Below are 24,676 nucleotides of genomic sequence, written 5' to 3'. Positions count from 1 at the left end.
GCCTGGCTAACGCGCCTGTTACCGACATGGCCAGCAATGCCGTATGATCAATACCTTTAGCCATCAGCGGCATTTGCTCTATTAAGGTGCACTCAAGCTGGTAAGCCACCGCCATTGCCGTTAAAAAATCGCGGCCGCCTGCATTTACCAGCTGCGCGGCAGCCAGCACTGCGCCAATGTTATCGCTGGGGTGGCAGGTAGCTTCTTTGCCCAGGAAATTATCCATAAAATCAGGGTACCTTATCAACAGGGTATACAGCTGCGCCGCGCGGTCTGCTGCCGTATGCCCGATAGCCGGCACCTGGCAGGCCCCCTGCTGCTGCAATGCAGCTGATTGCCGTAACAGCTTATGCACCGTGGGGCTGCTTAATGAATAAAGCATGGAGCCAATGGCATCCAGTAAATGTTTCTTCAGCTGATCACGAATATCTGCAGGAAGCTGGTTGTAGGCCGACTGTAATGAAAACCGGGCTATTTTTTCTGTAATAGCAAGCGTACTCATATCTGCTCGTTTAAATGAATATAGCTTAGCCTGTTCAATTTATATGCCAGCGCCCGGCTGCAACGGCCTTCCTCCCGCTCCCTATGCGCTGATAATCCATCTTTTTGAAACGTTTGTCCATTTACCATTATTGGCAGTATGCTTAGGTTTATAGCGTAAATAATTCCACATGGGTGCAATGAAAAACATTCCCTTACCGCTGCTGTAAACATGGAATGCGGTTAAACACTTTTTTTTAATTCAATGCTATAAAATATGCCAAGATCTACCTCCCCAAACCGGGGAAAAATTCCATTTATGACGTTCCTGCTGGTAATACTGCTGTCTGCAGTCAGCTATGCGCAACAGCAGATTACTGTAACCGGCACTGTTACGTCTAAAGACGACGGGCAGCCGCTGCCCGGTGTGGCCGTTAGCGTTAAAAATACCACCCAGGGCGTGGCCACGGATGGCAGCGGTAAATTCTCCATCCGCACGGCGCCGGGCAGCACACTGGTTTTTAAAGCGCTCGGTTTCACCACACAGGAGGTGAATGTAGATGGTAGCCCAATGCATGTTGTGCTAATATCATCCCAAAGCAACCTGAATGAAGTAGTGGTAATCGGTTATGGAACCGTACGAAAGAAAGATCTCACCGGCGCCATTGCCAATATTAAAGGCGCTGATATAAAATCCCAGGGCGTAAGCGATGTTACCAAAGCCCTGCAGGGCAAGCTGCCGGGGGTAACCATTGAGTCGGCCGGCGGCAACCCCGGTGCTGGCACCCGCATATTAATAAGGGGCGTAGGCACCCTGGGCGATGCGGCGCCTTTATATATTGTTGACGGGGTACCGGTGGCCAGCATTAATAACCTGAGCCAGGTAGATATACAATCTGTTGACGTACTGAAAGATGCTTCTGCCGCTGCCATCTACGGCTCACGCGCCGCCAACGGCGTTGTGCTGATAACTACCAAATCCGGTAAAGAAGGCAAGCCGGTAGTACAGGTAACTGCCAACTACGGCGTACAGCGCATCGGGCATGAAGTAGATGTACTGAATGCGCAGCAATGGGCTAAAGTAAGTAATGCCGCGCATGATGCGGCAGGCCTGGCCCGGCTGGACATAGCCCGCAACCCGGACTCACTGGGCGCCGGCACCGACTGGCAGGATGCCGTATACCGCACAGCGCCCATACAGCAATACGGACTGCTTGTAAGCGGCGGCAGCCAGTATGGCAACTACAGCGTATCAGGCAGCTATACCAAACAGGATGGTATTGTAAAAACCACCGGCTACGACCGCTATAACCTGCGCGTGAAATCAGAAACCACCCGGGGGCGGTTTAAGTTCGGGGAAACAATACTGCTAACCAGGGAAAAAACCATTAACATGGCCGGGGGCTGGGGCGGCCAGGGCGGCAACCCCGTTGGCTCCGCAGCAAAAATGATCCCGGTGTTCCAGATCTACGACACCTCCGCCCTGGGCGGTTTTGCAGGCGCCTATGGCCCGGTGGTGAATGTGGCCAATCCCCTGGCGCAGCTGCACCTGGAAAATATCGACAAAATCTCCTCCAACATTTTAACCAACGTGTACGGGGAGGTAACCCTTATACCCGGCCTCACATATAAGCTGAACCTGGGTTATACCGGCAACTTTATTACCAATGACGACTACCGCAAAAGATATGTAGTTGGCACACTGTTCTCTCACCCCACCAACGACCTTACGCAAAGCAAAGAACAAACCGACCTGCTGCTGGTGGAAAACACGCTGAACTACAATAAAATTGTTGGCAAGCACAGCCTGCAGGCGCTGGCAGGTTATACTTACCAGAAAACCAAAAATACCTACCTGCTGGCTGCCAGAACAGACTTGCCGGACGGCATAGAGAATATTGATGCAGGCGCCGGCACCTCTACTACCAACGGCAACAGCTACGAAAGCGGCCTGGTATCTGTGTTAGGTCGTGTGATCTATTCCTATGGTGACCGCTACCTGTTAACAGCCAGCTTCAGAAGGGACGCCTCCTCCAGGTTTGGCAGCGCCTACCGCCATGGCAGCTTTCCTTCTATAGCCCTGGGCTGGAACCTTTCAAACGAGGAGTTTTTTGCGCCGCTGAAACAAGCCATCACCAACCTTAAAATAAGGGCCAGCTATGGTGTGCTGGGCAACCAGCAGATCGGGGATTACCTGTATAGCGCAGCCATAGCCTCCAATATTAATTATGTTATAGGAGCCGACCAGCATAAATGGTTTGGCGCCATCCAAACCGCCTTTGCCTCTCCCAATATTAAATGGGAAAGCACCAAAACTGCCAACGTGGGCCTGGATGCCGGCTTCCTGGGCGACAAGCTGAGTTTTACCGCCGATTATTTTATTAAAACCACAGAAGATGTGCTGTTGAACGTACCCATACCCGGTTCTGCCGGCTCTACCTCCAACCCGGTGGTAAATGCAGGCCGTTTACGGAACAATGGCGTTGAGTTTGGCCTTAACTACTCCGATCATGTGGGAGAGCTGAACTATAGCTTCTTTGGCGCATTCTCCAAAGTAAACAACAAAGTGCTGGAGCTGGGCACCGGCTCGCAGCAGATTTTTGGCGGACAGCCCACCCACCACGGCGCCTCCAGCACGCTAACAGAAGCCGGCGGGCCTATTACCGGCTTTTTCCTGATAAGGGCCGATGGCATTTTCAATTCACAGGAAGAAATTGACGCCTACAAAAAAGACGGCACCTTAATACAGCCCAATGCTGCGCCGGGCGACATTAAATTCTTTGACGCCAACGGCGACGGCCAAATCAGTGATGAGGATAAAGTATATGCAGGCAGCCCCTTCCCTTCTTTTGAATACGGGTTCGGCCTCAACGCCTCTTTCCACAACTTTGACCTGAACGCCTACTTCCAGGGAACACACGGCAATAAAATTTACAACGGCCTGCGGCAAGACCTGGAGAGCATGAGCCTTGAGTTTAACTATTCCACCGAAACGCTGAATGCCTGGACGCCTGAAAGGCATACGAATATACCCAGGGCCGTTACAAACGATCCTAACTTTAACGACCGTACGTCAACCCGCTTCCTGGAAAGCGGCTCTTACCTGCGCCTGAAAACCCTGCAAATCGGGTACACCGTGGGGGATGTGATAAAGAACAAGTTTAAGATCTCCTCCCTCCGGGCTTATATCAGCGCAGATAATCTCTTTACTATTACAAAGTACACCGGCTTTAACCCGGACATTGGCAGAACAGGCAGCATATTTGACCGCGGCGTAGACTTTGGGCATGTGGCCTACCCCATTGCCCGCACCTTGTCCGTAGGCCTGCAATTAACACTTTAGTAAGTAAACGCAAACATTATCACGTATGAAAAATATTATCACTTTTTTGGTGGCCGTTGTGCTGGTCGTGGGCTGTAAGAAAAGCACCCTGGAGCTAACGAACCCCAACCAGCTTACCTCTGATACTTATTGGAAAACAGAGGCCGATGTACAAAGCGCCTTTGCGGCCACTTACGGCCTGCTGCGCGATGTGAACGGCGGCTTTTACGGTGTGCGCGGCATTGAGCTGGGCAACGGCCGTGGCGACGATTTCTTTATCCGTAATGACGTTGCCGCATTATACCAGCTGTCTACCTTCACCAATACGCCGGATAACGGCACGGCTAATGACCTGTGGAACATTTCTTACAGGGCTATTTTCCGGGCCAACCAGATCATGGAGAATATTGACAAGGTACCGGACCTTTCTGAAGATGCCAAAGCTGCTTATATTTCAGAGGCCAAGTTCCTGAGAGGGCTCAACTACTTTATACTGGCTATTAATTTTGGCGATGTGCCCATTATCTTAAAAGCAGCTGCTAGTACAGAAGATTATTTTGTGGCAAAGTCACCTGAAGCAGATGTATGGACGCAGGTAAAGCAAGACTTTACAGACGCTGCAGCCAACCTACCGGTTTCCTATTCCTCAGAATGGGTCGGAAGGGCCACCAAAGGCGCTGCCGTGGCCTATTTAGGGAAAGCCCAGCTGTACACCAAAGACTGGTCCGGCGCTGCCACCACGCTGCAATCATTAACCGTTGCACCGTTCAACTACCAATTGATGACCGATTACAACGATAATTTTGTTGTTACCAAAGAAAACAACCAGGAGTCTGTATTTGAAATACAGCTGGGCGATGTAGGCGGCACCAACCCCTGGGCCGGTGAAAACGCCAGTCAAAGCATAGGCGTTACTACCGCACAGGAGTTTGCGCCTGCTGAAGTAGCCGGCTGGTTTGAAGTAAGCCCTACCGATAAGCTGTTCAACGAATTCCAGAAAGAAAAAACAACCGGCGGCGAGCTTGATCCGCGCATGTATGCAACCCTGATATGGGATTACCCGGGCGCTACTTTTTACAATAAGCCCTTCAGCAGCTTTAAGCTGTTATTTGGCTACAGCGCTATGTTCAAAAAATACCAGAACTATACACAGGACAATGAATTAACAGGCGCCAGCGGCGCATCGGACTACACCTCCAGCAACAACGAGCGCGCGCTCCGTTATGCAGATGTGCTGTTAATGATCGGCGAAGCCCTCACCATGCAGGGCAAGCCCGCCGATGCCTATCCTTTTGTGCAGCAGATAAGAACCCGGGCGCATTTGGGGCCGCTTGCCACCGGCCTGACCCAGGACCAGATGATGGCGGAAATAAGGCACCAGCGCATGATCGAATTTGCCCGCGAGAACCAGCGCTTTTATGATCTGAAAAGATGGGGACTGCTGAAACAGGAGATCACCAACAGTGATAAGGTTGGCAAACAGTTTTTTGTGGCGGATAAGCATGATTATTTCCCTGTTCCACAGGCAGAAATAAATGCGAATCCAAAAATGGAACAGAATTCACACTGGTAAATAGTTACATTTATCAGTATCATTATTGGCAATCAAATTTTATCAATCCGTATGAGAAGAAGAACAGCCGCTTTGTTTTTATTGAATGCTTTGTTGCTTATCGCGCCATTTATTACCAGGGGACAGCAGTCGCCGCATAAAGGAGTGATAGATCTTTCGGGAAAGTGGCTATTCCAGGTAGATTCGCTGGACAAAGGCGTTACACAAAAATGGTTTACGCAAACCCTCACGGATCATATTACGCTGCCGGGCTCTATGACCACCAATGGAAAGGGAGATGACATAACGGTAAACACACCGTGGACGGGCAGCATTGTCGACTCAACCTGGTTCTTTGATCCTGCTTTTAGCAAATACCGTGTACCGGGCCAGGTGAAAGTACCCTTTTGGCTGCAGCCGGATAAATACTATAAAGGCGCTGCCTGGTACCAGAAAACAGTGGATATACCGGCGTCCTGGAAAGGCCAGCACCTGGAGCTGTTTTTGGAGCGTTGCCACTGGGAAACCATGGTGTGGGTAGATGATGCTTATGCCGGCATGCAAAACAGCCTGGCAACCGCACATACCTACGACCTGTCGGCCATGCTTACGCCCGGCAGGCACCGCATCACTGTTCGGGTAGACAACCGCGTGAAGGACATTGATGTGGGACCCAACTCGCACAGCATTACCGACCATACGCAGGGTAACTGGAACGGTATGGCCGGCAAGCTGCAGCTGCAGCAAACACCCGCTGTTTACATCAGCGATGTGCAGCTGTACCCTGATATAAAAGCCAAAACAGTAACGGCGCTGATAACAGCAGTAAACAGCAGCGGGCACCCGGCCACTGCAAAAGTAACGCTACAAGCCGGCACCCCCGGCAGCAGCTTACCGCCGGTAACCGTACAGGAGCCGGTGGAAAAACAGGCTGTTATAAAAGTAGTATACCCCATGGGGCAGCAGCCTGCATTGTGGGACGAGTTTCACCCCAACGTATATACGATGAATGTGCGGCTGGCTGCAAATGATGCTGCCGCCGATGAAAGCAAAGTGCTGTTTGGCATGCGCGAATTTTCATCCAACGGCACGCAGTTTACCATAAACGGCAGGCCCACCTTCCTGCGGGGAACGCTGGAATGCGCGGCCTATCCTAAAACCGGCTATCCGCCTACAGATACCGCTTCCTGGATGCGCATACTCAGGATATGCAGGTCATACGGCCTAAACCACCTGCGTTTCCACTCCTGGTGCCCGCCCGAAGCAGCATTTGAAGCAGCGGACCGCATGGGCTTTTACCTGCATATAGAGTGCTCGTCGTGGGCGAACCAGGGCGCCACTATTGGCGATGGCAAACCGCTGGACGAATACATTTACGACGAAAGCAGGCGGATCGTAAAAGCATACGGCAACCACCCCTCCTTTTGCATGCTGCTGTACGGCAATGAGCCGGCCGGCAAGGGCCATGTAAAATACCTGACCGGCTTTGTAGAATACTGGAAAAAGAAAGATCCGCGCAGGTTATACTCCACCGGCGCAGGCTGGCCCATTATCAGCGAAGCCGATTTTAACAGCACCCCTACGCCGCGCATACAGCGCTGGGGGGAAGGGCTGAAAAGCATTATCAACAGCCAGCCGCCGCGCGCCGACTATGACTGGACCTCTATCATAGAAAAATGGCAGCACCCTACCGTAAGCCATGAAATAGGCCAATGGTGCGTGTACCCGGACTTTAATGAAATAAAACAGTATGATGGCATACTGAAGGCAAAGAACTTTGAGATATTCCGCGATCAGCTGGAAAAAAATGGCCTGGGCAAGCTGGCCGGCGATTTTTTGTATGCTTCCGGTAAGCTGCAGGTGCTCTGCTATAAAGCCGATATTGAAGCGGCCCTGCGCACACCCGGCTTTGGCGGGTTTCAGCTGCTGGGGCTTTATGATTTTCCCGGGCAGGGCACAGCGCTGGTAGGCGTGTTAAACCCGTTCTGGAAAGATAAAGGGTATGTAACCGCCGCGGAATACAGCATGTTCTGTAATAACGTGGTGCCGCTGGTACGCCTGCCTAAAATGGTGTACCTGAACAACGAAAGCCTGAATGTGCCTGTGGAGATAGCCCAGTTCAGCGCTGCTGCATTAAAAGGCGTAACACCCTCCTGGCAAATCAGCAACAGCAAAGGCCAGGTGCTTTTTAAAGGCGCGCTGCAAAAACAGGATATACCTTTGGGCAATGCGATTAAGCTGGGGCAGATCAATGCGGATTTATCCACTGTTAAAACACCTTCCCGGCTTACGCTCGCCGTTGCCGTAGCAGGCTATAAAAATGAATGGGATATTTTTGTTTATCCCGCCACGTTGCCGGCTACCGACCCGCAGATACTTACTACACAGCAGCTGGATCAGAAAGCGCTGGATGTGCTGCAGGCAGGCGGCAAAGTGCTGCTAACGCTGAAACACGGCTCGCTGAAAGCTGACAAAGGCGGCGATATTGCCATCGGCTTTTCCAGCATATTCTGGAACACCGCCTGGACGCACCAGCAGCCGCCGGTAACCCTGGGCATTCTTTGCGATCCTGCACATCCCGCGCTGCAACAGTTTCCTACCCAACGCTTCAGCAACTGGCAATGGTGGGATGCCATGTCGCATTCAAACGCCATTAAGCTGGATGAGGTAAAAAAAGGATTGCAGCCTATTGTAAGAGTGATCGATGACTGGGTAACCGCACGGTCCCTGGGCCTTTTGTTTGAGTGCAAGGTAGGCAGCGGCAAGCTGCTGGTATCAGGCATTGACCTGCTGACCAACCGGGAAAAACGGCCCGAAGCCAGGCAGCTGCTTTACAGCCTGCAGCAGTACATGCACACGCAAGCCTTTAACCCGAAAACGAGTGTAAACGTTGCACAAATAACCGGCTTATACGAGTAACATAAACCTACACCAAACAGTCAGGGCTGGCCGGGAAATCCGGTCAGCCCTTTTTTATACAGTTTTATACAGGCAGGCGGCACAGGCAATGTGCAGGCGTGTTAGCTTTTCTTATGCTGGTTTTTATAAGAGGCGGGTGATTTGCCCATCAGCTTTTTAAACAGGCGGGAAAAGTAATACGGGTCCTGGAAGCCCAGCTCCACGCATATTTCCTTAATGTTACGGTTGCTGAAATAAAGGTACTGGCAGGACTTCTGTATTTTAAGCTGGTTGAAATACTGGCTTGGCGAGCTGCCTGTTTTGGTTTTGAACAGCCTTGCATATTGCGATACCGACAAATGCTGCTGCCTGGCCAGCTGCTCCAGCGTGAACATGCGGCTCAGGTTCCTTTTCATAAAGGCAATGGAGGCAGATATTACATCGTCTTCCTGGTAAGCAGGATCAATTTCCTTGAAATAAATAAAGGATGAAATGTAGTTCAGCAGCTTAATATTGGCGATCTCCAGCACCTTGTCGTCAAAGCTGTTCTCCAGCAGGGAAAATATTTCTTCAAAATCCCGTATGCGTTTTTCGTCGTACGGAATGTAAAGCAGGTTATTCCTGTTTTGATAGTACCGCGACGTTAGCTGGTCTGCCGCTTCCCCGGTAAAATGCACCCAGTATATGCTCCAGGGATCTTCCTCGGAGCTTTTATAGCAGTGGGGCACATTCCTGGGTATAATTACAAAGGCATTGGGCGCCAGCTCAAGGGCCGAACCCTGTACATTAACTGTGCCCCGGCCTTCTATGCAGTACAGCAGGATGTGCTGGTGGCAGCCCATCTTCCGCTCCCGGTAATGATTTACAGCATGCGGATAAAATCCCATGTCGGTCAGGTAAAACCGGTTAATCAGGTCGTTTTTTATTACGTTTTTTTTAATGTTGGGCGGGAGTACGGTCATTCTTTGACCAAAGAACCCGGTTTTGATCTTTCTCGGAATATTAATAACACTGTTCATAACGTTGGATTTCTAACCTGGTGGAATTTACTTATGTGCGCGGATCGTCCATTTTCCTGCCTGATGAGCAACCTGGCTGCTATTTTTACATCCTCCATATGCAGCGGAACAGCCGCTATATGAATATACTGCTATATCCCTGTTAAGTGTGTAAAAAACAATAATTTTTTTTACTGATCAAAAAATGGTCGAAAAATCCATCTTTTTGAATTTATTATCCATCTGTAATATTATTTTACCTGTTTCCAATACTCCCTGCACCTTTTTATTGCAGCCGGCAAACATCACTACCAAAAGACAATCCATACAAACCGCTCATCGATTAATTACCCGGCTTAAGAATTAGTTGCCTAATTTCGGCACTTCAAAACCTATGCTATGAAATCACTATTTTTATCTGCTTGTTTACTGGCAGCCACCCTGCTTTTTATTTTCGGCGTACAGCCGCCGGCGGTACTAACGGGAACGGCTACCGTACCTGAACCCGCCTCCCCGGCAGACACCAATTTAATCATGTTCGGGCGCGGCACATACCCGGGCGACGATACCACCTATGAGCAGCTGAAACAGTCCGGCTTTACCACCATCATGCTCTCCAGCTTTTACATCCGCTCCAACGGCGATGTGTTTTCCGGCGATGACGGCAAAAACCCTATCATTCACGATGGCAAATATGTAGGCAATAAAGAATGGCTGAAACGGGTGGCCTCCTTAAAAAAAGGCAACACCTCCGTTAACCGCATAGAGATACTGCTGGAAGGCCGCTGGTACAACCAGCCGCCCAACACCTTTGACTTTATCCAGGACTGGGCAACCAATCCCTCCAAATCTTATCCCGGTGTTGTAACCGGCACTGGTAAAAACAGCACGCTGTATAAAATAGTTAAAGTGATGAAAGACGTGATTGGCGTTGATGCGTTTTGTATTGACGATGAATCTGTTTACAACAGCGCTTCCATAGTGCAGCTGGGGCAAATAGCAGGCAAGCTGAAAATGCATATGACGCTTTGCCCGTACACAAAAGCCCCGTACTGGAAAGAGATATTGAACGGGTCAAAACCCGGGCTGATAGATGCCATTTACTTACAGTGCTACGATGGCGGCACCGGCAACACCCCGGCGCCCTGGGTAAAAAACCTGGACACGAAGCTACCGGTTTATCCCATATTCCTTTGCCGCGGCGCATTCAGCACCTGCGCACCTTCTCACAACAGCAAAACGCCGGATGAGATCAAAGCGGAAATGGTACAGTTTAAAAAAGATTATCCCGGTATTACGGGCGGCGCCATCTGGCAAATGGTTGATGTAAAAGGTTACGTGAAAAGGGGATGCGCAGTTGAAATGCCGGAATCCGGCAGCGCCACTACTGTAACCGGATATTTAGCACAACTGAAAAACAGCATAAAAACCGCATTATAGGGGCAAGCAAGCAAAAGAAGCCCGTGGGCCCCGTGCCTGCGGGCTTTACCTTTTCGGCTTAGCCCGTTCGTACTGCACCGGCCAGTGTATATCCGCTCCCAGCGCCTGGGCGGCATGCAGGGGGAAGTTAGGATCACGCAGGCTTTGCCTTGCTATCAGCACCAGGTCGGCCTGCCCTTTTTGGATAATGTCCGCCGCCTGCTCTGGTGTGGTAATCAGGCCCACTGCACCGGTAAGTATACCCGTCTGTTTCCTGATCTGCGCTGCAAAATCCACCTGGTAGCCAGGCGTAACAGGAATGCCGGCAACAGCAACATTACCGCCGGAAGAGGTGTCAATCAGGTCCACGCCCGCTTCCTTTAAAACAGCGGCCAGCCTTATGGAATCTTCAATGGACCAGCCGCCCTCCGTCCAGTCGGTGGCGGAAATACGCACAAACAATGGTTTTTCCCTTTCCCAAACCCGCCGTACAGCTTTTACCACGGTTAACAATAAACGTATGCGGTTCTCAAAGGAGCCGCCATATTCATCCGTACGATGGTTGCTTAGCGGGGAGTAGAACTGGTGCAGTAAATACCCGTGCGCTGCGTGAATTTCAATTACATCATAGCCTGTTTCCACCGCTCGTATAGCCGCTGCCGTGAAATCGTCCACTACCTGCTGAATGCCGGCTTTATCCAGCGCTGCCGGGGCAGCCTGCCCTGCTTTAAACGGCAGTTCGCTGGCGCTGTAGGTTTGCCAGCCATTGGGGACATCCGGCGCTATCTGCTGCCCGCCTTTCCAGGGTACCTCACAGCTGGCCTTGCGCCCCGCATGCGCCAGCTGTATACCGGCCCTGGCGCCCTGGCTGTGCAGGAACGCTACTATCTGCCGCCACTTTTCGCATTGCTCGTTTTTCCACAGGCCTGCATCTGCATACGTAATGCGGCCTTCGGGGCTTACGGCCGTAGCCTCCTGCATTACCAAGCCGGCTCCGCCTGTAGCGCGGCTTCCCAGGTGCACCAGGTGCCAGTCGTTGGCAAAGCCATCTGTTGCCGAATACTGGCACATGGGTGAAATAACTATACGATTTTTAAAAGTGGTGTTCCCAATAGTAATAGGCGACAGTAGTGTGCGCATGTGCTTTCGTTTAAATAAACCCGGTAGCCTATGCTACCGGGCCTTGCTGAATATGCTTAATTACATTTAGAATATACGGCCAAAGAAAGTTTTCATATCATTCCAGGAAGCCGTATCTGCCGCCGCATTGTACGCAATAGGCATGTTAAACTTTTTACCCAGCGCCGTAGCTTCAGGGTTGGTGAAAGCATGCAGCGCACCGGGATATGCTTTAAAGGTATAGTCGGCGCCAATGGAATCCAGCCCTTTTTTAAAGGCCGCTACATCTGCCGCAGAAACAAACGGGTCGTCGGCGCCATGGCATACCAGTATTTTAGCTTTCAGCAGATCTTTGTTGGCAGGCGCGCCGCCCGCCAGGGTACCATGAAAGCTTACCACGCCTTTCAGCGGCTCGCCCAGCTTAGCGGCATTCAGCACAACAGCGCCGCCGAAACAATAACCAATAGCGGCTAAGCGGCTGGTATCTGTTTGGCTGTATGTTTTCAGCTGCGCCAGGGCAGCATCCATTCTTGATTTCAGCAATGCCGGATCCCTGTAGAATGCGCCTGCCAGTTCCTTGGCCTTGCCGGGGTTACCGGCTGTTTCGCCATGCCCGTACATATCCACCACCAGGGCAATGTAGCCCAGCTTTGCCAGCTGCCTGGCCCTGCCCTTTACATAATCTGTTACTCCCCACCATTCCGGCACCACCAGCACACCCGGACGTTTTGCATCGCTGTTCTCATCATAAGCCACATACCCTGCCAGGGTGGTTGTATCATCCTTATAGGTAACTGTTTCCTCCTTCAGCTTCATTTCAGCACCGGTGGTAACGGTATCTGTTGTGGCAGCGCCAGATGACCGGGTGTTGTTATTGCAGGCTGCCAGGCCGGTTATTGTCATAACGGCAAAAGAGAAAAATAAGGTTTGCTTTCTCATAAGTAATTGTTGGGTTTAAGCATGTAATCCTTCTTACGTGAAACAACGCTGCAGCGTTGTGCCAACACAAAAATAAGCGAATGGCTTAACTTATCAAGCAAGGCCTGCTCAAAGAAAAAACCGGCATCAAAAAATAGCGGAATTGCAGATGATCGCTTAAACGGAATCATCTTCCAGGTACCTGAATAAAAGAGGCTGTATCAAAACCATGATACAGCCTCCCGGCTGAATGATTTGCTGTGTTTTTTAAGGCTACTCTACACAGGTTCTCGCAATGGTAAAGGGGCCGGGGCCGCACTCCTCATACCAGGTTTTACAGGTCCGGTTCAGGGTGTCCAGCGTATCTGCCAGGCCGCGGCCTTTCATTTTCTGCTGCCGGTCTGTACTTAACGTGGCAATTGTGATCTTTGATAACGACAGTTTTTTTGATGGGATCTTTTTCATGATGGGTTAAGTTTTAAGAGAAAGAATATAGATTAACCCTCAGAAGTTACCGCATTTTACGGAATTTGACAACGTTTATCCTTCACTGGAGAAGATGAAGGCCGGTCAAACCCGTTTAGTGGTGGCTTAAAATATTCACCAGCTTTCCAAAAGGATCACGTACAAAAAAGCGCCGCACGCCCCAGGGTTCGTCAACAGGACCATATTCAACCCGGAACCCCGCTGCCCGCATACGCGCATAAGCGGTTTCCAGCTCGTCCACCTCAACAGACAGGTCAGGCACAAGGGTACCGCTTCCTCCTTCTGCAGCAAAGCTCACCTGAACAGCGCTTTGCTCGTTGCCGCCATAGGTAGCTATCCATCCATGATCCATTAAAATATTGAGACCCAGCACTTCCCCGTAAAAGTGCCTGGCGGCTGATATGTCCGTTACCGTTATATTGGCAACAATCCGTTTGACTTTCATATGCTTATGTAAATATTACATACAAAGCTTCAAATTTCAGGCGGCAAAACAAAATGGAAGCAGCCGGTTGGCAGAAAAAAAGTAGCCGCTCAGCTGAGCGGCTACCGAAACACTGTTACAATCACAAAATAAATTACACAACAAGGGTATAAGGATTATAGCATAGGGATAGTTATCTACTTTTAACGGCATAAAGATAACAGCGGTTGTTTACTTGTCTATCACATTTACATGTTATAACATGTAAAAATATTTTTATTTGTTAGTAATCCTTCCATTATTCTATTCACCTCAAAATTAAAAGCTTGCAACAGCCGCCCCTTTAAAAGTGTCATATTGACAATTTATACCTGGTGTTTTCATACAACTAATACCACATTGCAATTATAAACCGCCTTCCCCTACCCCAGCAAGTTGGGTTTAAAAGCAGGCGGCTGCCGCTTGTGCGATGCCTGCTCATAGGCATAGGCCATACTTATAAGCTGCGGCTCTTTGTAAGCTGTTGCAAAAAAAGACAAACCTACCGGCAGGCCATGATCCATGCCCATAGGCACCGTGATATGCGGAAAACCCGAAATGGCGGCAGGCGTAGAAAAGTAAGGGCCGGCATCATAATCCCCGTTTACCAGGTCAATGCAGGCTGCAGCGCCGTTAGTAATGCCCGACAGCGCATCCAGCTGATGCTCGGCTATCAGGTCGGTAATGATCTTGCGGGAGCTGAGCGATTTGGCCAGCGCCTCCGTATACTCCTTACTGTTAAGATCTCCTTTGCCATTGGCATTGATTAATGTTTCCTGTTTAAAAAAGGGCATTGCCTTCGCCTCATTAGCCTTGTTAAAAGCAATTACGTCGTCGAGCGTACGCACCTTCAGCTCCGTGCCGGCCAGGTAGCGGTTCACGCCATCTTTGAACTCGTACAGCAGCACCTGGAACTCCGCGTGGCTGCTACTCACAGGCTCCAGGGCCTTCAGCAGGTTAACCTTCACTACGGTAGCACCCTGCGCTTCCAGCACGGCCACGGCTTCCTCTAAAAGCTCAACCAGGCGGATTTTCCCGTGAAAATGCGCCTTTTCCACCCCAATGCGGCGGCCTTTTAACCCGTTCTTATCCAGGAACTGCGTATAGTCTTTAAGGTATTTCCCTTCGCTTTCTTTTGTTACCTTATCAGCAGGGTCTACCCCGGTAAGGGCGCCCAGCAAAACAGCCGCATCCTGCACAGTACGGGCCATGGGGCCGGCGGTGTCCTGCGTGGCGGAAATAGGTATAATGCCCGAACGGCTCCACAAACCTACTGTGGGCTTTATGCCAACCAGCCCGTTAACAGACGCCGGAGATACAATAGATCCATCTGTTTCCGTGCCTATGCTGATGGCGCATAAATTAGCGGCAGTAGCAGCGCCGGAACCGGAGCTTGAGCCGGAAGGGTTACGGTCCAGTATATACGGACATTTAGTTTGCCCGCCCCGGCTGCTCCATGCGCTGGTTGAGTTGCTGGAGCGGAAGTTGGCCCACTCGCTCAGGTTGGTTTTGCCCAGCAGCACGGCGCCGGCCATACGTAATTGTTTAATAATAAAAGCGTCTTCCGCCGCTTTGTTGCCGTACAGGGCCAGCGCCCCGGCGGTAGTCATCATCCGGTCGCCGGTATTAATGTTATCTTTTACCAGCACCGGTATGCCGTGCAAAGGCCCTCTTACCCTGCCCTGCCTGCGCTCTCTATCTAATGCGGCTGCTATGGACAAAGCCTCGGGGTTCAGCTCAATCACGGAATTAAGCCTGGGCCCCTGGCGGTCAATGGCTTTAATACGGTTAATATATTGTTGGGTAATGGAAACAGATGTTGCCCTGCCCTGCTGCATTTGCTCCTGCAGCTGCGCTATGGTGGCCTCTTCCAGGGCAAAAGGGCCGGGGATTGCTGCAGCCAGGCCCCACAAACGGGCGGCTACCACGCCAACACCGGTAAGGGAACCGGCCTGCAGGAAATTTCTCCTGTTCATAGTAGGTTAGTTTAAAATCAAAATAAACAATTTATCCCATTACACAGCCCGGTTGTTGCATGGAATTTCATTAATTTGGCGGCCGCAATCAATCATTATACAATGAAAAACCTGGTTATCACAGCAGCATGCCTGGCTGCTTTTAATTTTAACGCCTGTAAGAACATGCAAAAAACCACTGCCAATACCAATGGCGCCCTGGAAACAGTACTGTCGGCGCCCGCCACTGTAAAAACCGGCAACCCGGTTATCCTCACTTTTACCCTGAAAAACAACACCCGCGATACGCTGACCTTCTGTAAATGGCATACCCCGTTTGAAGGCAACGGCAACTTTATGGCATCTTACCTGGATATTAAGGATAGCAACGGGGAAATGGCCCGGTACCGTGGCATTATGGCTAAAAGAATGATGCCGCCCCCGCCTGCCGCCTACATAAAAGTTGCCCCGCACCACAGCGTAACCGCCAGCGTGGATATACTGAAGGGATATGCCGTAACCCAGCCGGGAACTTATACGGTAACGTACCAGGCAGGCGGCGTTAGCGGATTAAAGCAGGTGAACGATGTTACGTTTACTGTAACAGAATAAGCCGTTGGATTATTATAAAAGCGGAAAGACCCGCCGGGGGTTGAGGCCCGGCAGGTCTGTTTCCTGATCGCATGGTTTCCTGTATAATGCTATTGTGCTGTTGTAACTTTCACCTGTTTTATATCCGAGCTGTCGCGTATTTCCTCATTGGCGGTTGTAATGATGGTATCATTTAATGACAGATCGCCGAATATCTCTGTTTTACCATCTACCTGCCGGCCGGTTTTTACAGGCACCCACGCAGCTTTGTTGTTCACCACCTTTATTACGTATACGCCGCGCGATGCGTTCAGCACTGCCGATGACGGCACCACAAAGGCGCTGGCCTCACTGCTCAGCGGCAGCGATACTTCCGCTACCATGCCGGGCAGCAGCTGCTTATCATTATTTTCCACATCCATTTCTATGCTTTGCGCGCGCAGGCGCTCGTCCAGCACGCCGGAAAGGCGGGTTATCTTTGCCTTAAAGGTTTTGTCAGGCAGGGCCTTGGTAGTAAAATCCACCTCACTTTTATTATCCAGGTAGCCGATATACGCTTCGGGCACGCTAATCACTAAACGTAGTTTCTTTTGCTCCTGCAGGGTAAAAATGGGCAGGTCCGATCCTTTGCCGGCAGGGCCTACATAAGCACCGGGGCTTACATTCCTGCGGCTGATAACGCCGTTGAAAGGCGCCCTTATCTCCAGGTAATCTTTGTTGGCCCCTACTTCCTTATATGCTGCCCTGGCGGCATCCAGCTGCGCCAGGTCTGATTTTTGTTTGGCAAAGGCAATATCCAGGTCATTCTGGGAAATGGTGCCAGGCGTTTTGCTGGTTTCCAGCAAACGGTCATAAGTGGCCTTGCTGGAAAGATAAATAGCTTCCTGCGATTTCAGTCGCGACTCCGCGCCTGACAGCTGCGAGTTTACCTCCGGCGCTTCCATGGTTACCAGCAGCTGGCCGGTTTTCACCTCACTGCCTACATCTACATACAGCTTTTTCACAAAGCTGCTTACTTTGGCGTACAGGTCTACCCGCTGAAAGGCAACCAGCTCGCCAGGCATACGTATGGAGGATGACAGCGCCCCTTTTTGCAGGGTAAAGGCTTCCAGCGCCGGTGCGGCTGCTTCGGTTTCCTTTCCGCGCTTTTCATCCTCTGCCCTGGATGATCCGCAGCCCTGGAGTATTACAGCCCATACCATCACCGGTAAAAGTATCGCGGCACTTTTGAATACTGGTGTCATAAAATGAAGTTTACTTGCTTTTATATTTTCGCTCATAGTTTTAGTATGGATAGTGTTAAGCTTTTGCTGGTATGTAATGAATGCTTTCCTCATCTTCCGGGTCCAGCGATACGCTTTGCGTAGTGGTTTTACCCTGTCCCCAGGCAAATGCCAAAGGTAATATGAACAGCGCCGCAAAGGTAGAGGCTACCAGCCCGCCAATGACTGCGCGGCCCAGCGGGGACGACTGGTCGCCGGCTTCACCCAGGCCGCTGGCCATCGGGATCATGCCCACCACCATGGCCAGCGCCGTCATGAGAATAGGACGTAAACGCAGGGCGGCCGCTTCTTTCGCGGAAAGCATGGCATTGCCGTTGTGGCGGCGCAGCTGCTCTGCATTGGTGATCAGCAGCACCGCATTGGAAATAGATACGCCAACAGACATGATCATACCCATGTAAGACTGCAGGTTAAGCGTAGACCCGGCCAGCATAAGCAGCAACAGGGAGCCTAACAGCACCGCAGGCACAGTAGCCAGCACAATGGCCGATACCTTAAACGACTGGAAGTTGGCTGCCAGCATCAGGAATATTACCACAACCGCTACCAGCAACCCGCTCTGCAGGCTGTCCAGCGTGTCTGTTAACGTGCTGCTTAAACCTATCAGCTCCACATCCAGTCCGCGGGGCAGCTTACCCAGGGAAGCAATGGCCTTTTGCACATCTGTGGAGGCCGTTCCCAGGTCTTTATTACTCAGGTTAGCCGTTACCGTTAATATGGGCAATGAGCCAAGGTCATCGTTCTCGCCATAGGTCTTATCCGGCGTAATAGTAGCCACATCGCTCAGTATGGGGCGTGATGCGTTGCGCAGCAGCGGTATTTCGCCAATATCGTTCTGGCTGGTGAGCATGTTTTCCGGCACCTGCACCTGCACGCTGTAGCTTAAATTCGTTTTTTCATCTACCCATATATTCTTTTCCGTTAAACGGGATGAGGAGGTACTGGCAATCAGCGAGCGGGAAATATCGTTCATATCAACCCCCAGCTGCGCCGCGCGCACACGGTCAACGTTAATGTTCAGCGCAGGGTAATTGATAGACTGCCCCAGCTGCACATCGCGCAAATAAGGAATTTCCTTCAGCTTGCTGATGATCTTTTGCGCATAGGCTTCATTCAGCTTTTTATTACGGCCCGACAGGCGCACCTCAATGGGCGTGGGCGATCCCTGGCTCAGTATCTTATCAGTAAGCTCTATGGGCTCAAAGGAAAGCTCAACCCGGGGATCTGCCTTATGCATACGCTTGCGCATCTCGTCTTTTACATCATCCAGGTCAACCTTATAGTCTTCTTTAAGCCCCACCTGCAGCACCGCTTCATGCGGGCCGGCCATCCACAAAAAGATGGGCGCCGTGGAAAACAGCTGCGGGTGCGCGCCTACAAGGGCAGAGGTAATAGATACATTCTCCTTCCCTACTATATCTTTCACTATGTTGGTAAGCTGTATGGTTTTTTTCTCCGTTTCCTCAATACGCGTACCATCGGGCGCGCGTAAACGCACCTGGAACTGGCCGCCGTTTACCTTGGGCAGCACATCGCGGCCAATGCTGCTGATGAGCAGGTACGCCAACCCGGAAATAACCACCAGGTAAGCAATTACAATAGGCTTACGGTAAGGCATCATACGGTCAATAAAGCGCAGGTACCGGTTCCGCAGCTTTTCAAAGCGGCTTATTTTGCCGTTGTTGTTAAAATCGCTTCTTTCTACCAGCGCTTTCTTCTGGTCCCAGGTGCTTTCACCGGTATGCAGGCCGGTGGCTTCAAATTCTTCCTTATCTGTAAGCACATGGCCGTCTGCCGCTTTGTGGTGCTTTACCTTCATGATCCAGTTGGCCATTACCGGCACAAAGGTTTGCGCCAGGAAGTAGGAAACGATCATGCTGAAACCAATGGCCAGGGAAAGCGGCAGGAACAGGGAGCCTGGTATGCCGCCCATGGTAAAGGCAGGCGCAAACACCGCCAGTATACAAAACAGGATAAGCAGCTTGGGAAAGGCTATTTCCTTACACGCATCCCAAATGGCCAGGGCCTTGGGTTTGCCCAGGGCAAAGTGCTGGTGTATGTTTTCTATGGTTACCGTACTTTCATCTACCAGTATGCCAATGGCCAACGCCAGGCCGCTCAGCGTCATAATGTTAATGGTTTGGCCAAAGAGGCTCAGGAACAGCACACCGGATATAATAGACGTTGGTATGGTAAGTATCACAATCAGCGCGCCCCGCAGGTCGCCCAGGAACAGCAGCACCATTAAGCCGGTGAGCACAGCGCCTATCACCCCTTCGCTCAGCAGGCTTTTTACGGAGTTGATTACATAGGTGGATTGGTCAAACTCGTAGCTCAGCTTCACATCTTCCGGCAGCTGCGACTGTATGCGGGGCAATGCTTTTTTCAGGCTTTGCACCACTTCCCAGGTGGAGGCATCTGCTGCTTTTGCAATATTCAGGTACACCGAGCGGCGGCCGTTCACCAGCGCATAGTTGGTGGTTACGTCCGCGCCGTCTTCTACAGTAGCTACATCCCGCAGGTACAGGTTCTGCACCCCGTTCTTATAAATGGGAATATCCTCAAAATCCTTTATCTGCCTGATAGTGGTGTTGGTAGGCGTAATGTAGTTCTTATCGCCAATGCGCACGTTACCGGAAGGCGCTGTTTGGTTGTTAAGGCGCAGCGCTTCCACCACCTGGTCGGGCGTAAGATGGTGGGAACGCATCAGCTCGGGGTCAACCTTTATTACCACCGTACGAACGTTACCGCCAAAAGGTACGGAACCTATAAGCCCGGGAATGGAAGTAAAGGACGAGCGCACGTACACATTGGCCATATCCAGCAGCTCGTTATTACTGCGTTTGTCGCTGCTCAGCACCAGCTGCCCTACCGGCACGGTAGATGCGTCAAAACGCACAATAAAAGGCGGGTTGGAGCCTGGCGGAAAGATGGCCTGTATACGGTTGGAAAAAGCGCTCACCTCCGCAGCTGCCTGCGCCATGTTAGTACCGGGATAAAAGTTGATCTTGATAAGCGTTAACCCCTGTATATTTTTGGTTTCAATGCTCTTTACCCCGTTTACGAACAATAATATATTGATGTATTGTTTGCCGAAGAATGCCTCCATTTGTGAGGAGGTATAACCTCCAAAGGGATGCGACAGGTATATCACCGGCATATCCAGCTTCGGGAAAATATCGATCTTGATGGTATTGACCGCTTTTATACCGAAAAAGAATAACCCGGCTACCAGCACCAGGATGGTAATAGGCTTACGAAGTGCAAAACGAATAAGATTCATAATACTTTTATGTGAATGATCAATACCGGTTTTTGTGCTAAAGCTGTCCTTCAAACAGGTTAAAATCCCCGCTGGCAGAAGCTTTCAGCAATAATGCCTGCCATACGTTGCTGTAAGCGATATCCCGGTCTGTTTCGGCCCTGATGAGGGTGTACAGCGCCTGCGTTACATCTACCAGGTTGGTAAGGCCGTTTTTGTACAGCACAGATTTTTGCAGGTAGGCGTCGGATGCGGCTTTTACCTGCACGGGCGCTTCGCGGTAATTGTCCAGCGCATTGCTGATGCGGGTGTCCGACAGCTGCAGCTGTGCGCGCAGCTGCTGGTCTGCCAGCTCATACTCTGCCTGCAGCCCTTTGCTGATCAGCTGCTGGGCCTTTACCTGCCGCGATACGCGCAACGGCTGCGTAAGGTTCCAGGTAACGCCAATGCCTACCAGGTAGTTGGTGCGGGTGGGCTTAACCCCATCCCAATACGCATGCGTATAGGCGTCCAGGTTAGCGGCATTGTAGGATGGCTCAAAGCCGGAGCCGCGGGTTTGTAATATGCCCACCAGGGAAAACACCGGGAAGTTGAAGGTGTGATAATATTTCGCCTGCTCATCGCTTGCTGCTATACGGCTTTTGAACCACTGCAGCGTGGGATGGTTGGCTACATCCGCCGAATCGGTTAACACAGCCGGCACACGGGCTATAAAAAAGGTGTCCAGGCTAAAGGGCTGGGGCGGAACGCCCATGAGCTGCGCCAGCTGGTTGGCCTGGGTTTGCTGGAAATCCAGCGCGCGGGTGAGCGCAATTTTAGCGTTAGATACTTCTGCATTCGCCTGCGAAGAGTCTACCCCCGGGTTTAGCCCGTTCAATACACGGGTTACTACCACGCGGCGGAAAGTATCTGCCCGGTTCAGGTTCTTCTGGTATGACTGGGTAAGCTTTTGCGCGGCCAGCAAATTCAGGTAAGCGGCTGCTACCTTTACTTCCTGTTGGAAAATTTCTTGCTGCCAGTCTTTAGTGTCCCTGGTAGCAACCGCTTGCACTGTTTTGATTTTTTCTTTGGCGCGGCCAAAAGCAAAAAAATCCCAGTTAATATTGGTGAGGTATAATCCGCCAAAGGCGGCATTCCAGTTCTGATCAGGTAAGGGCTGGCCGGAGGAACCGGCCGCAAGGCCGCCAAAGCCGTACAGCGGGCCGTTTTGCCCGTTAATGGTACCGTAGTCCTGCTGGGCAGATATATTCAGGTTGGGCAGGTAATCGCGCCGGGCCTGTTCCACGCTGGCCTGTGACGATGCAGCGTAGCTGGATTTGGCTTTAATGGTCCCATAATTATTTATTGCCGTTTGTATCGCATCTTTCAGGGTAAGGGTTTGTTGCGCACTTAAAAGAGAGCTGTTGGCAAAGATTAAAAATGAAAGAATAAACAAATATTTCCTCTCAAACATGAACAGGCGGTTTTGCGAATTGTTTACGAAAGCTGTAAATCCAACCGCAAAATGACTACATCATTTTGAAGTAAATTTGAAGAAATGATTTTTTTCCAGCAGAAAAACGGATTTTTTTTGCGCGGCGCTGTTGGCTGTAATGCTTTATGGACAAAGGTTTCACACAACACGCGCTTGAATGTGCTGCTATTTATTTAGATAGTAGTGTGGAATTTATGCAAGGGCAGGCGCTAAATGATCCGGCACGGCAACGGGCGCCTCTCCCTTTTGCTTAGGTTGAAAATCTACCTGCAGTATATGCAGCTGGTTCTTATAGCTGTAAGATATGCCAAAGCCGCTTACATCACATATCTGTTTTACAATGGCCAGCCCCAGGCCCACACTGTCGCTGCACTGGTTACTTTTTTTAAACCGCTTGAACAGCTCTGCTGTGGGCATTACCGGCGGCAGGCCTGTATTTTTTACTACCAGCTTTTTCTGCGTTAGCACCACTTCAATGCTGCCGTCCTGCACGTTATGGCGCACGGCATTGCCCAGCAGGTTATTCATCAGCATGTCTGCCAGCACCGGGTGTATCTTCAGCATGATGCTTTTATCAATACAGGTTTTTACAGAAATGTTTTTCATGCCAATGCGGTCTTCATAAGCCGCCAGCACATCTTTGGCTATTTTGCAAAACTTAATTTGCTCCGACACGGTGTACTCGTTGTTCTCCAGCTTGGCCAGCAGGGTAAGCGAACGGTGTATCTTCGACAGCTTTTCAATGGCGTTCTGCATGTCGCCCAGTAAAACGGCCTGCTCTTCGCTTATATAGGTTTCGCTCAGCATCTCTACCTTATTACGCAATATGGCCACGGGCGTTTGCAGCTCATGGGAAGCGTTTTCGCTGAACTCTTTAATGGCCACATATTCATCAACCGCCTTATCCGTCATTTTCTGCAGAAACCCGTTCAGCTCTTTGAACTCGCGGGTACCGCTAACAGGAAACTGCACCTTTTGCCTGAGCTGAAAGCCCTGGATGGTTTTCATGGTAAGGCGCAGTGAATGCAGTATGCGCTGAGATACCAGCCGTATGGTAACGGCTACGCATAATATAATCAGCAGCAGCTTCCAGAAAACAGTGTCCAGTATAACAGTATAAATCTGCTTGGCGCTCGGTATGTGGTTATGGGAAGATATAAGATAATGACGCCCCTGTATATCAAAGTAGGAGTTAACGGTAAGCAGGCTAATCATGCCGTTGGCGTGATTATCGTAAACGTCCTTTATCGCTACCTGCACACGGCTTTCGGGCAGGGCCCCCGTTACTGCTGTTACCACGGTGCTGTTTGAAACAGCAGGGGTAGTTACTCCTTTGCTTAGGTGCTCTGCAGTTATTACATTTATTTCCTTCAGCCGGGTAATTTCGGCTTTATTAATATTCCTTTCCAGGTTGTAATAGCAAATGTATGCGGTAATAGGCGTTATTACTACAAGAATTGCAATGAACCAAAGGGAAAATTTGTCAACTAACTTCATGCTCGCGTATTTGTTGCTTACCGCGCCTGCCTGCTTTAAGCACTGGTTGCACTAAACTTGTACCCCAATCCGTAAACTGTTGCGATGTAGTCTGCTCCGTTGGCCGCGCTGATCTTCTTACGCAGGTTCTTAATATGCTGATAAACAAAATCAAAATTAGACAAATTATCTGTATAATCCCCCCACAGGTGGGTGGCTATGGACTGGCGCGAGAGCACGCGGTTCTTGTTCACCACCAGGTAAAGCAGCAGCTCAAACTCCTTACGGGTAATATCCAGCACAACATCATTCACCCGGGCCTCCAGGGTATCGGTGTTTAAAGTAATTTCGTTAAAGGAAACAATATTATTGCCGGCCAGGCGGTTGCGGCGGTACATGGCGCGCAGGCGGGCGTGCAACTCCGGCAGGTGAAAGGGTTTGGTAATGTAATCATCCGCGCCGCGTTCCAGCCCTTCTACCTTATCGTCCAGCGCATCTTTGGCAGAAAGGATGAGCACGCTGCTTTCTATATGCTCTTTTTTAATAAATTTCAGCAGCTCCAAACCAATGCCGTCCGGCAGCATAATATCCAGCAGAATGCAGTCGTAGGTAAATAACGACAGCTTTTCCCTGGCCTCCTCAAAACCATAGGCCAGCTCACAAATATATCCTTCCCGCGAAAGAAAATCACGTATGCTGACGGCTATTTCCCGGCTGTCTTCTACTGCTAAAACTTTCATACAATTATGACTGGCACTTTCATACCCGTACAAAAGTAGCACTGAATTTTGTATCAATTTTGAAGTACGAAACAAAAAGTAAAAAGGTAAAAAGTAAAAGGCAAAACCTGGACACGGCGTTAAGCAGGCGTGTTGGTTGAAACCTGGTGTAATGCCCCACTCTCCTGCATTTAGCGTTCAACGCCTGATCAGGCATTCGGCGTTAAGCATCCGCTTTCTTCTTTTTACTTTTTGCTTTTT

Annotated in this window: 17 protein-coding genes; 5 read left to right on the top strand and 12 right to left on the bottom strand. The window is 50.6% G+C overall.

The features are described from left to right. Positions 1-502: MmgE/PrpD family protein (locus tag VFS25_RS11835; RefSeq protein ID WP_326462355.1), on the bottom strand; the 502-nt coding region annotated here is incomplete at its 3' end. A 297-nt stretch (positions 503-799) separates the two neighbouring features. Between VFS25_RS11835 and VFS25_RS11830 the strand changes: the two genes are divergently transcribed. The 3 genes from VFS25_RS11830 to VFS25_RS11820 are packed head-to-tail and all read left to right on the top strand — an operon-like array spanning position 800 to position 8,273. Beyond that, on the top strand, positions 800-3,823 hold the full coding sequence (locus VFS25_RS11830; protein ID WP_326462354.1) for a TonB-dependent receptor: 3,024 nt from the start codon (positions 800-802) through the stop codon (positions 3,821-3,823). 25 nt (positions 3,824-3,848) lie between these two features. After that, positions 3,849-5,375 (top strand): RagB/SusD family nutrient uptake outer membrane protein, encoded by a 1,527-nt coding sequence (locus VFS25_RS11825; protein ID WP_326462353.1) that lies wholly within the window; start codon positions 3,849-3,851, stop codon positions 5,373-5,375. Between the two features lie 51 nt (positions 5,376-5,426). Then, entirely contained in the window at positions 5,427-8,273 is a 2,847-nt protein-coding gene (locus VFS25_RS11820; RefSeq protein WP_326462352.1) for a sugar-binding domain-containing protein, read from the top strand. 101 nt (positions 8,274-8,374) lie between these two features. Here VFS25_RS11820 and VFS25_RS11815 read toward each other — a convergent pair whose 3' ends face one another. Next, entirely contained in the window at positions 8,375-9,271 is an 897-nt protein-coding gene (locus tag VFS25_RS11815; protein WP_326462351.1) for an AraC family transcriptional regulator, read from the bottom strand. 378 nt (positions 9,272-9,649) lie between these two features. Here VFS25_RS11815 and VFS25_RS11810 point away from each other — a divergent pair, with 378 nt between their 5' ends. Beyond that, complete coding sequence (locus tag VFS25_RS11810) at positions 9,650-10,690, top strand: hypothetical protein (RefSeq protein WP_326462350.1); 1,041 nt, start codon at positions 9,650-9,652, stop codon at positions 10,688-10,690. A gap of 45 nt (positions 10,691-10,735) precedes the next feature. Here the strand turns inward: VFS25_RS11810 and VFS25_RS11805 are convergent, their stop codons facing one another. From VFS25_RS11805 to VFS25_RS11785, 5 genes are all read right to left on the bottom strand, one after another. Beyond that, a complete protein-coding gene (locus VFS25_RS11805; RefSeq protein WP_326462349.1) occupies positions 10,736-11,809 on the bottom strand; it encodes an NADH:flavin oxidoreductase/NADH oxidase in 1,074 nt (357 codons plus the stop codon). Between the two features lie 66 nt (positions 11,810-11,875). After that, the gene (locus VFS25_RS11800; RefSeq protein ID WP_326462348.1) at positions 11,876-12,727 is read right to left on the bottom strand and encodes a dienelactone hydrolase family protein; all 852 of its coding nucleotides are present in this window, start codon (positions 12,725-12,727) and stop codon (positions 11,876-11,878) included. A 252-nt stretch (positions 12,728-12,979) separates the two neighbouring features. Further along, positions 12,980-13,171 carry a class I lanthipeptide gene (locus VFS25_RS11795; protein WP_326462347.1) on the bottom strand — a complete coding sequence of 64 codons (192 nt, stop codon included), beginning with the start codon at positions 13,169-13,171 and terminating at the stop codon, positions 12,980-12,982. A 115-nt stretch (positions 13,172-13,286) separates the two neighbouring features. After that, complete coding sequence (locus VFS25_RS11790) at positions 13,287-13,637, bottom strand: VOC family protein (protein WP_326462346.1); 351 nt, start codon at positions 13,635-13,637, stop codon at positions 13,287-13,289. 401 nt (positions 13,638-14,038) lie between these two features. Next, positions 14,039-15,631 (bottom strand): amidase, encoded by a 1,593-nt coding sequence (locus VFS25_RS11785; RefSeq protein WP_326462345.1) that lies wholly within the window; start codon positions 15,629-15,631, stop codon positions 14,039-14,041. Positions 15,632-15,733: 102 nt separating this feature from the next. Between VFS25_RS11785 and VFS25_RS11780 the strand changes: the two genes are divergently transcribed. Then, positions 15,734-16,222 carry a hypothetical protein gene (locus tag VFS25_RS11780; RefSeq protein WP_326462344.1) on the top strand — a complete coding sequence of 163 codons (489 nt, stop codon included), beginning with the start codon at positions 15,734-15,736 and terminating at the stop codon, positions 16,220-16,222. 89 nt (positions 16,223-16,311) lie between these two features. On the opposite strand, the gene VFS25_RS11775 is transcribed toward VFS25_RS11780, so the two are convergent. The 5 genes from VFS25_RS11775 to VFS25_RS11755 form a co-directional block, all read right to left on the bottom strand. After that, positions 16,312-17,445, bottom strand: a complete 1,134-nt coding sequence (locus VFS25_RS11775) for an efflux RND transporter periplasmic adaptor subunit (protein ID WP_326462343.1) — start codon at positions 17,443-17,445, stop codon at positions 16,312-16,314. Between the two features lie 55 nt (positions 17,446-17,500). Continuing rightward, positions 17,501-20,767: an efflux RND transporter permease subunit gene (locus VFS25_RS11770; protein WP_326462342.1), complete on the bottom strand. Its 3,267-nt coding sequence runs from the start codon at positions 20,765-20,767 to the stop codon at positions 17,501-17,503. 37 nt (positions 20,768-20,804) lie between these two features. Beyond that, positions 20,805-22,199, bottom strand: coding sequence for a TolC family protein (locus VFS25_RS11765; protein WP_326462341.1), 1,395 nt, complete (start codon positions 22,197-22,199; stop codon positions 20,805-20,807). 213 nt (positions 22,200-22,412) lie between these two features. Next, positions 22,413-23,717: a HAMP domain-containing sensor histidine kinase gene (locus VFS25_RS11760; protein WP_326462340.1), complete on the bottom strand. Its 1,305-nt coding sequence runs from the start codon at positions 23,715-23,717 to the stop codon at positions 22,413-22,415. A 35-nt stretch (positions 23,718-23,752) separates the two neighbouring features. After that, positions 23,753-24,436 carry a response regulator transcription factor gene (locus VFS25_RS11755; RefSeq protein ID WP_326462339.1) on the bottom strand — a complete coding sequence of 228 codons (684 nt, stop codon included), beginning with the start codon at positions 24,434-24,436 and terminating at the stop codon, positions 23,753-23,755. Between the last annotated feature and the right edge of the window lie 240 nt (positions 24,437-24,676).

The organism is Chitinophaga sp. (assembly GCF_035761305.1).
GTDB lineage: Bacteria > Bacteroidota > Bacteroidia > Chitinophagales > Chitinophagaceae > Chitinophaga.
This window is presented reverse-complemented; position numbering and strand designations above follow the sequence as displayed.

Coding starts and splice junctions, on each gene's coding strand:
- VFS25_RS11830 (WP_326462354.1), top strand. CDS start 800: ATGACGTTCCTGCTGGTAATACTGCTGTCTGCAGTCAGCTATGCGCAA.
- VFS25_RS11825 (WP_326462353.1), top strand. CDS start 3,849: ATGAAAAATATTATCACTTTTTTGGTGGCCGTTGTGCTGGTCGTGGGC.
- VFS25_RS11820 (WP_326462352.1), top strand. CDS start 5,427: ATGAGAAGAAGAACAGCCGCTTTGTTTTTATTGAATGCTTTGTTGCTT.
- VFS25_RS11815 (WP_326462351.1), bottom strand. CDS start 9,271: ATGAACAGTGTTATTAATATTCCGAGAAAGATCAAAACCGGGTTCTTT.
- VFS25_RS11810 (WP_326462350.1), top strand. CDS start 9,650: ATGAAATCACTATTTTTATCTGCTTGTTTACTGGCAGCCACCCTGCTT.
- VFS25_RS11805 (WP_326462349.1), bottom strand. CDS start 11,809: ATGCGCACACTACTGTCGCCTATTACTATTGGGAACACCACTTTTAAA.
- VFS25_RS11800 (WP_326462348.1), bottom strand. CDS start 12,727: ATGAGAAAGCAAACCTTATTTTTCTCTTTTGCCGTTATGACAATAACC.
- VFS25_RS11795 (WP_326462347.1), bottom strand. CDS start 13,171: ATGAAAAAGATCCCATCAAAAAAACTGTCGTTATCAAAGATCACAATT.
- VFS25_RS11790 (WP_326462346.1), bottom strand. CDS start 13,637: ATGAAAGTCAAACGGATTGTTGCCAATATAACGGTAACGGACATATCA.
- VFS25_RS11785 (WP_326462345.1), bottom strand. CDS start 15,631: ATGAACAGGAGAAATTTCCTGCAGGCCGGTTCCCTTACCGGTGTTGGC.
- VFS25_RS11780 (WP_326462344.1), top strand. CDS start 15,734: ATGAAAAACCTGGTTATCACAGCAGCATGCCTGGCTGCTTTTAATTTT.
- VFS25_RS11775 (WP_326462343.1), bottom strand. CDS start 17,445: ATGACACCAGTATTCAAAAGTGCCGCGATACTTTTACCGGTGATGGTA.
- VFS25_RS11770 (WP_326462342.1), bottom strand. CDS start 20,767: ATGAATCTTATTCGTTTTGCACTTCGTAAGCCTATTACCATCCTGGTG.
- VFS25_RS11765 (WP_326462341.1), bottom strand. CDS start 22,199: ATGTTTGAGAGGAAATATTTGTTTATTCTTTCATTTTTAATCTTTGCC.
- VFS25_RS11760 (WP_326462340.1), bottom strand. CDS start 23,717: ATGAAGTTAGTTGACAAATTTTCCCTTTGGTTCATTGCAATTCTTGTA.
- VFS25_RS11755 (WP_326462339.1), bottom strand. CDS start 24,436: ATGAAAGTTTTAGCAGTAGAAGACAGCCGGGAAATAGCCGTCAGCATA.